Genomic DNA, 12,520 nt, shown 5'->3' on the forward strand with positions numbered 1-12,520 from the left:
CTGACCGAAGTAATTATTCACTTTTCCATTTATATCCGACTTTATAGACCGTTTCTAGGTAATCTTCAATAGGAAATCCTTTTTTGCGTAGTTTATCACGGATATTACGAATGTGTGAATCAATTGTTCTATATTCGATATCTGTTTCATAGCCCCAAATTTTTTCGATTAAATCATCTCGGCTATAAGCACGGTTTGTATTTTGTAAAAATAGTCCGAGTAACGAAAATTCGATAGGAGTTAATGAGATTTTTTCATCATAAACTGTGACAGTATGTTTCGTTTTATCCCACTCAATACCATTGAAACTAACAAAGCCATCTTTTTTTGTACGGCGTAATATAGCCTCGATTCGTGCGACTAATACATGCTCATCAAATGGTTTTGTAATATAATCATCTGCGCCCATCGTGAGGCCTTTCACCATATCGTAGTTTTGGTTGCGAGCTGTTAACATAATGATAGGAACGTTGGAAATTTGACGAATTTGATAGCAAGTATCCCATCCATCCATACTTGGCATCATAACATCTAATAAAATAATATCGAATTCTTTTTGTTCGATTAATTTTAGTGCTTCAAGGCCAGAGGTAGCTTTCATACAAAAATAGCCGCGAGGGCTTAAGAACAGATCTAATAATCGTAACATACGTTCTTCATCGTCTACTAATAAAATTTTTACCATAATCTTGTGCACCCCAAACTGTTCATTCTACTTGTATAGTTTACATGAAAATAATAAAAAACTCTTTTTATGTGATTGAATGGAGGGCTGATTTTTTCGCTCAGAGTAATTGACATAAAAAATGCACTAGTTTTGCACAACTATTTTTTATAATAGAAAACGTAGCGACACAAAATACCCTATGTTGCGACATAACGTCATGTCATTTTATTTATAAAATGACAATTCCATTCTATTGTGTATGTGAGATAGAGAGGGTTTTCGTATTCACCTCGCATCGGATAAGAAAAATTTCCTATCTCACACTTTTTTTAAAAGGAGATCATACACATGAATTCAAAAGAAGAAATTTCAAAAAAAGAAAAGCAAGATCGTAATACGGTTGTCATGTGCGTTGCCGTATCTATGGTTATTATTATAAGTTGCGTAAATAAAATTTTGGGGATTTTATAATATAAAAAAAGCTGATTGCTTCTTAAGAAGCAATCAGCTTTTTTCATTGTTAGGGGGAGTGTTCATATAATAAACCAAGGTAAAATTGCTAATCCAGAAGTTACAATTGCTGTAGTAAATATTAAAAGCATAGCTCGTTTGTTTTGTTTCATGTCACATTCTCCTCTACATATCAAGTACATGCGATCAGCGTGGGATGTAGTTCCCCACTGAGTAAAGTTTCACTTTATATTTTTAGTATAATGAATGGAAAGGTTTGGTACGATCGATAAAGGTGACATGAAGATTACATTGTTGTAATGAAAAAAGCATCTTTCTTAATAAAAAGATGCTTTTGGAAAACTATATTGAAGTATTAATCATTTAAGAACAGAACCATATGTTCCTCGTCCCAATATTGACCGTTATGTTTTAATGAACGCTCTTGTACGCCGTAAGTCTGGAAACCTAATGATTCATATAATTTTTTTGCACCAGCGTTACCAACTACAACATCGAGCATAAGTTGTTCTACATGTAATTTATCGGCATTTTCAATAATTGCTTTAATAAGAGCTCGTCCTGCTCCAAGGCCACGCGCTTTTGGGGAAACGAAAACGGAACCGATTTTTGCTTTATGTTCTTGTTTAATAAAAGGCTTTGTTTCTAAAGTAGCAATGCCGATTAAATCATCATCTTTGAAGACCCCTAGAGTATACTTATCCGGATTGCTTAATCGTTTTGCCATAGCAGCTACAGGATCCTCATGTTTCAAAACGTCTTCATAGGAAGAGCTAAAAGCTTCCGGGTTCTTCGTTAAACCTTCCATACAAACTTTTAAATATATTTCTGCGTCCTCTGTCGTTAATAAGCGAATTTCCATAGTTGTAACCTCCTTGGTCGATTTCAAATAAAATAAATCCATTACTTTTATAAGAGTGTGTATGTGTTTTGTTAGCAGTCTCTTTTAATTTGTAAAAGAATGAAAAGATATATGCTACAATGTTTTGTTTTTTAATATGTAATGAAATTATATATTAACTTTATTAACTATTCAAGTGTTTAATATGTTACATTTTTATAACTAAAATAACTCCTCGATTGAGGAGTTATTTTTTAAACATTGGATTGATAGCCATCAATTCGTTTTGGATGTGTGTAAATATTACAAGAGTCATTTCTAATAAACCCTACGACTGTAATGCCTAAATCATGGGCAAGTTGCAATGCTAGTTTTGTTGGGGCAGATTTAGATAGAACAATTTCACATCCGATTTTTGAAACTTTGAGTAAAATTTCAGATGAAATACGTCCGCTAAATGCGATAATTTTTCCTTTAACAGATATATCATTGCGTAAACAATGACCGTATATTTTGTCTAATGCATTATGTCTTCCGATATCCATTCTTGATAGAAGGATATTATTTCGATCACATAGCGCGGTATTGTGAACACCACCAGTTTGGCGAAAGGTAGTGGAAGATTGTTGTAAAGTATTCATTAAGTAAAAACATTCTTCAGGAGTAATTTTTACATGTATATCATGTAAGTCTTTTGCTTTTGCCGCATCGTTTACGAAAATAAAACCTTGTCTACCTTTTCCGCAGCAAGAAGTGACGTATCGTTTATTATATAAAGTTTGATAGAGCGGATTCACTTTTGATGATTTTACATGGACAATTCCGTTATCTTTTTGAACCCATAGTTCTTCAACATCGTTATAGGAAGAAATAATCCCCTCAGAAATTAAAAAACCAATTACCATATCTTCAATATAATTTGGTGTGCATACGACTGTTACATATTCTTCACCATTCAATTTAATAGTAATAGGAGATTCTGTAACAATCTCATCAAGTTGTTTTGAAAATGTACCAGATTGATAACGTACAATTGTATAAGTCTCTTGCGTAGGCCCCATATTTAATTCCCCTTTTATATGTATTTCTCTCCCACATTTATCATAAAACAATGGGAAAAATAAAAACACCTATTAACAAGAAGATCACAGATTATTTTGGTTATTATTGTATATGTACGATATAATAGAACTGTAGAATAGTGATATTTTCAAGCTTTCGTAGTTATACCTTATAACATCTAGAATCGACTTCATAAGAAAGTATTTGGGTAGAGCGTTTCAAAAAAATGTACAGTAATGCGATTTTGAAAACGGATTCATGATTGTGTTGTACAGTTGGTTGTAAGGAGAGGGGAAACTATGGCAGAACAGACAGTCCGTGTAACCGTCGATGGTAAAGAATTTTCTGCATCAGGTGAAAAGACGATACTACAATTATTTAACGAGAGTAATTTGGAACATCCTCAAATTTGTCATGTACCAGAAGTAGATCCAATTCAAACTTGTGATACGTGTATTGTAGAAGTAAATGGAAAGTTATTGCGTGCTTGTTCAACGAAATTAGAGAACGGTATGCATATCGAAAGACAGTCCCAGCGTGCAAAAGAGGCACAGACTGAGGCAATGGATCGAATATTAGAGAATCATCTACTGTATTGTACCGTTTGTGATAACAATAATGGTAACTGTAAAGTCCACAATACAGTACATATGATGGGAATTGAGGAACAGAAATATCCGTATGAGCCAAAAGTAAGTGCGTGTGAAGTGGATATGTCACATCCGTTTTATCGATATGATCCAAATCAATGTATTGCTTGTGGACAGTGTGTAGAAGTATGTCAAAACTTACAAGTGAATGAAACTATATCGATAGACTGGAGCTTAGACCGTCCACGTGTTATATGGGACAATGGTGTAAGTATAAATGACTCATCTTGTGTAAGTTGCGGGCAATGTGTAACAGTATGTCCATGTAATGCGTTGATGGAGAAATCAATGTTAGGTGAAGCTGGATTCATGACAGGATTGAAACCGGATGTGTTAGATCCGATGATTGATTTTGTAAAGGATGTAGAGCCGGGATATAGTAGTATTTTAGCAGTTTCAGAAGTAGAGGCTGCGATGCGTAAGACGAAAGTGAATAAAACAAAAACAGTTTGTACATTTTGTGGTGTAGGTTGTTCATTTGAAGTATGGACGAAAGACCGCCACATTTTGAAAGTGCAGCCTGTTTCAGATGCGCCGGTTAACGGTATTTCAACATGTGTAAAAGGCAAATTTGGATGGGATTTTGTAAACAGTGAAGATCGTATTACAAAGCCATTAATTCGCCAAGGGGATATGTTTGTTGAAGCTTCATGGGAAGAGGCTCTTGAAGTTGTTGCATCCAATATGCAGCATATTAAATCAGAATATGGAAGTGATGCATTTGGGTTTATTTCTTCTTCGAAAGTAACGAATGAAGAAAATTATCTTATGCAAAAACTAGCCCGTCAAATATATGGAACGAATAATGTAGACAACTGTTCCCGTTATTGTCAATCTCCAGCAACAGACGGTTTATTTAAAACTGTCGGTATGGGCGGGGACGCTGGAACAGTGAAAGATATTGCGGAAGCAGGCCTTGTCATTATCGTTGGAGCAAATCCGACAGAAGGACATCCTGTACTTGCAACGCGTGTAAAACGTGCTCATAAATTACATGACCAAAAATTAATTGTGGCGGATCTTCGTAAACATGAAATGGCAGAGCGTGCGGATTTATTCATTCATCCGCGCCAAGGAACTGATTATGTATGGCTCGCTGGTATTACGAGATATATTATTGATCAAGATTGGCACGATAAAAAGTTCATAGCTGAAAATGTGAAGAATTTTGATGAATATAGCAAAATGGTAGAAAAGTATACGCTTGATTATACAGAAGAAATTACGGGGATTTCGAAAGAAAATCTGAAAGAAATGGCTCGTATGGTATATGAAGCAGATGGTACTTGTGTACTTTGGGGAATGGGTGTAACGCAAAATACTGGAGGAAGTACAACTTCAGCAGCAATTTCAAATCTATTGCTTGTTACGGGTAATTATCGTCGTCCTGGTGCAGGAGCATATCCATTACGCGGACATAATAACGTACAAGGCGCTTGTGATATGGCAACATTACCAAACTGGCTTCCAGGTTACCAAGCGGTTTCAGATGATGCGCTCCGTGCGAAATTTGAAAAAGCATACGGTACTACAATTCCGAAAGCACCAGGCTTAAATAATATTGCAATGTTACTTGCGGCAGATGAAGGAAAACTGCGTGGTATGTATGTTATGGGTGAAGAAATGGCTTTAGTAGATTCGAATGCCAACCATGTACAACATATTTTAGCGAATTTAGATTTCCTTGTTGTTCAAGATATGTTCTTATCGAAAACAGCTCGTTTTGCTGATGTTATTTTACCGGCAGCACCAAGCTTAGAAAAAGAGGGAACATTTACGAATACAGAGCGCCGTATTCAAAGATTATATGAAGTATTGAAGCCGCTTGGTGATTCAAAGCCAGACTGGTGGATTTTACAAAAAGTAGCTCGTGCGCTTGGCGGGGACTGGAATTATGAAAGTCCAAGTGAAATCATGGATGAAATTGCATCGCTTGCACCTTTATATTCTCAGGCAACATACGATCGTTTAGAAGGATGGAATAGTTTATGTTGGGGTAGCCATGATGGTAGCGATACACCGCTATTATATGTGGACGGATTTAACTTCCCGGATAAACTAGCTCGTCTATCATTAGATGAATGGGTACCACCAGTTGTAGCGCCAGATGAGTATGATTTACTTTTAAATAATGGTCGTATGTTAGAACATTTCCACGAAGGGAATATGACGAATAAATCGGCTGGTATTTTATCTAAAGTATCTGAAGTGTTCGTTGAAATCTCGCCTGAACTTGCCCTAGAGCGCAATGTGAAAGATGGTGGCCTTGTAGAATTAGCATCACCATTTGGGAAAATTAAAGTACAGGCACTTGTTACAGAGCGTGTAACGGGGAAAGAGCTATATTTACCGATGCATGCAACGGTAAATGAAGAGGCAATCAATATTTTAACTGGAACGGCGACAGATCTTTATACGTGTACACCAGCGTACAAACAAACGATGGTAAAGATGCGTGTACTACGTGAAAAAGGGAATCGTCCGTTACCATCTTCAAACCCGAGAGATAAAAAGCGTAATCCGCAAAACGGTGTTGAAATCCAGCAAAAATGGCAAAGAAAACAATACGTATCACTTGTGGACTAGGGGGCGGAGATAGTGGCGAAAGAAATTACTGTAATTAAAAAGAAAGTTGTAACAGAGGAAGAACAGAAACAGCAAGTAGCAGATGAACTTCTAAATGAGCTATCTAATAATCGTGAAGCAGTAGAAGAAACGATGCAGCTTTTAGCACAGTTGCAGAAGGCTGGTATATTAGATGCGGCAATTAGTTTACTTGCTGCGAAGGAAGATGTTTCAAAAATCGCTGTGGAGCAATTAAATCGTGAACCCGTTAAAAATGCGTTAAATAATATGATGGGGGCAGGAGAAGCGTTATCTTCAGTTGACCCAGAAATAACGAAGCAAATTACGTCAAGTTTAGTTACAGGATTGCAATTTGCAACAGATGAATTAAATAGTGGTAAAAAAACAAAAGTGATGGATTTCTTTAAAGTATTAAAAGATCCAGATATCAATAGAGCTATTACATTCGGTTTTAGCTTCTTGAAAGCATTTGGACAAGGGCTAGAGAAAAAATAGAATAAATGAAAAAGTGATGGGAAGTAGCCATCACTTTTTTCATTATATGTATAAGTGTGTTCATGTTAAGCGGAATATATTATTATTAAAAAGATGGATTAGAACTGGAAATATGGAATCCATCTCAAATACCGTTTTAGAATTTGGAGGAATATATGCAACACCGTAAAAAACTATCTATACCAGGAGTAATGAGACATTCCTTTCAAACAGTTAAATTTGCCTTTTGGAATGTATTAACTTTTCAACTTGCTTATAAATTATTAGCAGCGATTGTGTTTGTTCCGCTATTTGGAATCATTTTTAATAAGTTATTGTATTTTGGTGGTTATGCAAATGCGACAAATGATGAATTATTAGCGTTTTTAAAGACGCCTTATGGCATCTTAGCAATCGTAATTTTATCATTGTTAGCACTGTTTCTTATCTTTACAGAATTTGCGGTGCTTATTATTATTTCGTATTTCGCTCATAAAAGACAGAAGGTGAAATTACGTCCGATTTTATATAAAACGGTAACGTATTTACCTACTCTTTTCACATATTGCTTACCAGGATTTATTTTATATGCTGTCGTATTGTTGCCTCTTTTAAATATGGGATATGAAACGGCATTAATCCCGCAAATTCAAATTCCTAACTTTATTACAGGAGAGCTGTTTAAGACAACGATGGGACAAGTTGGTTATTACACGTTCTTTGCTGTAGTCGCGTATTTGAATCTTAGATGGATTTTCGTTCTACCTATTGTTGTTTTAGAGCAAAAACCATTTCGCGTGGCAGCACGTAAAAGTGCAACTTTAGTAAAGGAAAGCTTTTTTAAAGTACTATTCTTTTTAGTAGGATTTTTTATTTCAATTGGAATTGTATATGTCATGTTTTTGGGAATGTATTTATTGTGCCTATGGGGTGTTTATGAATTTACAAACCCGAAAGGAACATTTGCATTATTAGCTGAATCAACGATTTCTGTATTTTTAACGAGTACATTGTATTTATTCAGCTTTATCGTGACGCCATTTTATATTATGGCGATTACGCGATTATACTTACAAAAGGTTCCAGTTGAGGATGTTTTATTAGAAGAAGGATTAGATTATTCGAAAACGAAAGCAGATAAATGTTTCTTCCAAAAACATCGTTGGAAATTCATTGGCGTATACATTGTAGGGATTATTACTGCGGGAATGGTCGTTGCCTTCATTGTAACGTTTATTTCAAATTCGTATAAAGAACCGATTATTATGGCGCACCGCGGGTATATATCAAAAGGCGTAGAAAATACGAAAGAAGCTGTGCAAGGTGCTATTGATGCAAAAGCAGACTACGCTGAAATAGATGTATTACAAACGAAAGACGGTGAGCTAGCGGTTATACATGATTTGAAGCTGAAACGTCTCGCAAATGCTAATGTGCATGTGTCAGATTTAACGATGGCGGAGTTAAGGCAGCTTACCCTTAGTCAAGATGGACTTTCAGGACAAATAAGTACACTTGATGAAATCATTAAGCTAGCAAATGGCAAAATCAAACTTAATATAGAAGTGAAGCTTCATGGGGGCGAAAAAGATTTTGTAAACAAAGTCTTAAAAACGATTAAAGATAATGAATTTGAGAAGCAATGTGTAATTCAAACGTTACACTATCCACTTATTAAAGAGTTTAAGCGTGCAAATCCAGATATAAAAGTAGGGTATATACTGTATGCAAGTAGAGCTAACTTAAAGAATGTGAAGGCTGACTTTTACGTAGCAGAAGAATATATGTTAAATAAGAAATTAGTAAAAGAAGCAAGGAAGTTAAACAAACCAATTTACGTATGGACAGTAAATGATATGGAAAATTTAAAGGCATATTATAAGTTAAACGTAGATGGTATTATAACCGATTACCCTGAAGATGCACGTGAAACAATTAAGATGTTAAAAGAGCAAGAAGCGGAAGAAAGTGATCTGTTTGATAAAATTACTGAAACGACAGATGATTTATTTTCTAAGTTATTTATAAGTTACCCAGCTGCTAGCTAAATGCTAGCAGCTGTTTTTTTGTGAAAAGAATATATCTCTAAAGTATTGAGTAAAGTAATAACTGTATATGTATACGTTATCGCTTAGGTTTCTTACATTGTTAAATTATTGTCAAATAATAAATGATTGCTGTTTATTTTGAAGCAGTATAATAAAAATAGAGTGAAAGATAATGGAATGACACGAAACCCCTAATAGAATCAATGTTTTATATATTTACACTATTCTAAATATAAAAACTTTAGGAAAATGATATGTTAGCGTTTTCATAACTTTTAAGTTATGCTAGAATAAGGACATAAGTTATTAATTATTACAAAAAGAAAAAAGAATCTCTTTTTTCTGTTAATTATAAGGGGGCATTTCATTATGCGTATTGGGGTACCAGCAGAAATTAAAAACAACGAAAACCGTGTGGCAATGACACCAGCAGGTGTTGTACATTTAATTCGTAACAATCACGAAGTATTCATTCAAAAGGGTGCAGGTTTAGGGTCTGGTTTCACAGATGCTCAGTATGTTGAAGCGGGAGCAAAAATTGTTGATACAGCTGAAGAAGCTTGGAATATGGAAATGGTTATGAAAGTTAAGGAACCAATTGAAAGCGAATACAAACACTTCAGTGAAGGCTTAATCTTGTTCACATACTTACACTTAGCTCCAGAGCCAGAATTAACAAAAGCTTTAATCGAGAAAAAAGTTGTTTCTATCGCATATGAAACAGTACAATTAGAAAACCGTTCATTACCATTACTTGCACCTATGAGTGAAGTAGCTGGTCGTATGGCTGCACAAATTGGTGCACAATTCCTTGAGAAAAACAAAGGCGGTAAAGGTATCTTACTTGCAGGTGTTCCAGGGGTTAAACGTGGTAAAGTAACAATCATCGGTGGTGGACAAGCTGGTACAAATGCTGCTAAAATTGCAGTTGGACTAGGTGCGGATGTAACAATCATCGACTTAAGTGCAGAACGTCTTCGTCAATTAGATGACATTTTCGGAAACCAAGTAAAAACTTTAATGTCTAATCCTTACAATATTGCAGAAGCTGTTAAAGAGTCTGATCTTGTAATCGGTGCAGTATTAATCCCAGGTGCAAAAGCTCCAAAACTTGTAACAGAAGAAATGATTAAATCAATGGAACCAGGTTCTGTTGTTGTAGATATCGCGATTGACCAAGGTGGTATTTTCGAAACAACTGACCGTATTACAACTCATGATAACCCAACTTACGAAAAACACGGCGTTGTTCATTATGCAGTTGCAAACATGCCAGGTGCGGTTCCACGTACATCAACTCTTGCATTAACAAACGTAACAGTACCATATGCAGTACAAATTGCTAACAAAGGCTACAAAGAAGCTTGCCTAGGCAACTCTGCATTACTAAAAGGTATTAACACATTAGATGGCTATGTAACATTCGAAGCAGTTGCAGAAGCTCACGGTGTAGAGTACAAAGGTGCTAAAGAATTATTAGAAGCAGAAACAGTATCTTGCTAATAGAAGCATTATACAAAACAAAATCGAACAATATATAAAACAACATGATAAGAGCTAAGAGTGAAGATCTCTTAGCTCTTCTTGGCAAAAGGGGGCATACATCGTGGCCAACCTATTTAAAAAGAAATCCGTTACGCAATTGTTAGGGGAAAGTAAAAGTAAAACTTTGACGAAAACGCTAGGGGCATTTGACCTAACAATGCTAGGGATTGGTGCGATAATTGGTACAGGAGTTCTAGTATTAACTGGATTAGTAGCAGCAAGAGATGCTGGTCCAGCAGTTATTTTTTCATTCATGATTGCAGCCATCGTTTGTGGATTTGCAGCATTATGTTACGCAGAGGTTGCTTCTACACTTCCTGTTTCAGGTAGTGTGTACACATACTCATATGCAACAATTGGTGAGTTTGTAGCTCATTTAATGGGATGGACATTACTATCCGTATATGTTGTAACGACTGCCGCAGTAGCTGGCGGATGGACTGGTTACTTCCATAACTTAGTGAGTGGATTAGGGCTTGAAATTCCAAAAGCACTGCTAACGATTCCGTCTCAAGGTGGTATGGTGAATTTACCAGCAGTTATCGTTACATTAGTTATAACTTGGTTATTATCAAGAGGTACGAAAGAAAGTAAACGCGTGAATAACATAATGGTATTAATTAAAATTGGTATCGTTGTTTTATTCATTGCAGTTGGTGTATTCTACGTGAAACCAGAAAACTGGATACCATTTGCACCGTACGGTTTAAGTGGAGTTTTCGCGGGGGGAGCAGCAGTATTCTTTGCTTTCTTAGGATTTGATGCATTAGCAACTTCTGCTGAAGAGGTAAAAAATCCGCAACGTGATCTACCGATTGGTATTATCGCTTCGTTAGTCATTTGTACAATCATTTATGTTGTAGTTTGTCTCGTTATGACGGGTATGGTTTCTTATAAAGAATTAGATGTACCAGAAGCTATGGCATATGTGTTAGAAGTTGTAGGACAAGATAAAGTAGCAGGTGTAATCGCAATTGGAGCTGTAATTGGTATTATGGCAGTAATTTTTGCTTACATTTATGCAACGACACGTGTATTCTTTGCGATGAGCCGTGACGGTTTATTGCCAGAATCTTTCGCGAAAATTAATAAAAAGACAGAAGCGCCAACATTTACAGTTTGGTTAACAGGAATTGGTAGTGCTTTAATTGCTGGATTTATCGATTTAAAAGAATTGTCGAATTTAGCGAATATTGGAGCGTTGTTAACATTTGCGATGGTTGGTGTGTCAGTTATTATTCTTCGTAAAACACATCCAAAATTACAACGTGGATTTATGGTACCACTTGTACCGATCTTGCCGATTATTTCGATTGCATGTTGTCTATTCTTAATGGTAAATCTACCATTAAAAACATGGATGTACTTCGGTGCTTGGTTAGCAATTGGAGTAGTTGTATACTTTGTTTATTCGAAAAAACATAGTCATTTAAAAGACGATGGAAGTTCGCAGGATAATTTAGAACAAGCTAATTAAAAGGGATATAAGTATAGTAAGCCTTGTGCGTCTAGGGAGCGCGCAAGGCTTTTTCTTTTGTTGAAATAAAGGGAATGTATATTACTTTGTTGAATTTTTATGTCGGAATATGAAAAAGGGTGTGCGAATTGTGCATCCTTTTTTGTATGAGAATATAGAGGGTGCGGAAAATATGTATACGACTTATTAAAATGTGAACGGAATGTTCATAAAAAAATTCAGATTTCATTGACACATATGAGTAGGCGCTCATATAATAAGAGTATAAGATATATGAATGATTGTTCATATGTTCAATTAAAGAGGTGAGCTATAATGGCTGGAAATAAAGTAGAAACACCACAAGAGACATGTTCTCAAACGATAATTCATGAAGAAGTTGTAGAGCAAGTAAAACAAACAATTCCAACTGATGAAAGTTTAAGTAAAGTAGCAGAACTATTTAAAGTATTAGGTGACCGTACACGTACGAGAATATTACATGCGCTATTTGAAGCTGAAATGTGCGTTTGTGATTTAGCTTATTTATTAGGAATGACACAATCATCTATTTCGCATCAGCTTCGTGTGTTGAAGCAAGCGAAACTTGTGAAGAATCGTAAAGAAGGAAAGGTTGTTTATTATTCGTTAGCTGACCAGCACGTAATTCATATCTTCGAGCAAGCGTTTGAACACGTAAACGAAGAAGAATAAAAAGAA

The 12,520-nt window shown here is 35.6% G+C and carries 10 protein-coding genes; 7 read left to right on the top strand and 3 right to left on the bottom strand.

The window, feature by feature from the left end:
• Positions 1–13: 13 nt before the first annotated feature.
• Positions 14–685 carry a response regulator transcription factor gene (locus MHH55_RS24335; protein WP_000238957.1) on the bottom strand — a complete coding sequence of 224 codons (672 nt, stop codon included), beginning with the start codon at positions 683–685 and terminating at the stop codon, positions 14–16.
• Between the two features lie 330 nt (positions 686–1,015).
• Here MHH55_RS24335 and MHH55_RS24340 point away from each other — a divergent pair, with 330 nt between their 5' ends.
• Positions 1,016–1,138, top strand: coding sequence for a hypothetical protein (locus MHH55_RS24340; RefSeq protein ID WP_001085006.1), 123 nt, complete (start codon positions 1,016–1,018; stop codon positions 1,136–1,138).
• A 355-nt stretch (positions 1,139–1,493) separates the two neighbouring features.
• On the opposite strand, the gene MHH55_RS24345 is transcribed toward MHH55_RS24340, so the two are convergent.
• Both MHH55_RS24345 and fdhD read right to left on the bottom strand, forming a co-directional pair.
• A complete protein-coding gene (locus MHH55_RS24345) occupies positions 1,494–2,000 on the bottom strand; it encodes a GNAT family N-acetyltransferase (protein WP_000405868.1) in 507 nt (168 codons plus the stop codon).
• Positions 2,001–2,233: 233 nt separating this feature from the next.
• Positions 2,234–3,040, bottom strand: a complete 807-nt coding sequence (fdhD, locus tag MHH55_RS24350) for a formate dehydrogenase accessory sulfurtransferase FdhD (protein ID WP_000529241.1) — start codon at positions 3,038–3,040, stop codon at positions 2,234–2,236.
• Positions 3,041–3,340: 300 nt separating this feature from the next.
• On the opposite strand from fdhD, the gene fdhF reads away from it, so the two are divergent.
• The 6 genes from fdhF to MHH55_RS24380 all read left to right on the top strand — a co-directional run bounded on the left by fdhF (position 3,341) and on the right by MHH55_RS24380 (position 12,514).
• Positions 3,341–6,277, top strand: coding sequence for a formate dehydrogenase subunit alpha (fdhF, locus tag MHH55_RS24355; RefSeq protein ID WP_078186562.1), 2,937 nt, complete (start codon positions 3,341–3,343; stop codon positions 6,275–6,277).
• A gap of 12 nt (positions 6,278–6,289) precedes the next feature.
• Positions 6,290–6,772 carry a DUF1641 domain-containing protein gene (locus MHH55_RS24360; RefSeq protein ID WP_001040540.1) on the top strand — a complete coding sequence of 161 codons (483 nt, stop codon included), beginning with the start codon at positions 6,290–6,292 and terminating at the stop codon, positions 6,770–6,772.
• 155 nt (positions 6,773–6,927) lie between these two features.
• The gene (locus MHH55_RS24365; RefSeq protein ID WP_001164716.1) at positions 6,928–8,799 is read left to right on the top strand and encodes a glycerophosphodiester phosphodiesterase; all 1,872 of its coding nucleotides are present in this window, start codon (positions 6,928–6,930) and stop codon (positions 8,797–8,799) included.
• A 369-nt stretch (positions 8,800–9,168) separates the two neighbouring features.
• Positions 9,169–10,302, top strand: a complete 1,134-nt coding sequence (gene ald, locus MHH55_RS24370; protein ID WP_001219742.1) for an alanine dehydrogenase — start codon at positions 9,169–9,171, stop codon at positions 10,300–10,302.
• Between the two features lie 103 nt (positions 10,303–10,405).
• Complete coding sequence (locus MHH55_RS24375) at positions 10,406–11,821, top strand: amino acid permease (RefSeq protein ID WP_001284893.1); 1,416 nt, start codon at positions 10,406–10,408, stop codon at positions 11,819–11,821.
• 315 nt (positions 11,822–12,136) lie between these two features.
• The gene (locus MHH55_RS24380; RefSeq protein ID WP_000918378.1) at positions 12,137–12,514 is read left to right on the top strand and encodes an ArsR/SmtB family transcription factor; all 378 of its coding nucleotides are present in this window, start codon (positions 12,137–12,139) and stop codon (positions 12,512–12,514) included.
• Positions 12,515–12,520: the final 6 nt, after the last annotated feature.

The sequence above is a fragment of the Bacillus sp. FSL K6-2944 genome (genome assembly GCF_038005385.1).
Lineage (GTDB): Bacteria > Bacillota > Bacilli > Bacillales > Bacillaceae_G > Bacillus_A > Bacillus_A cereus.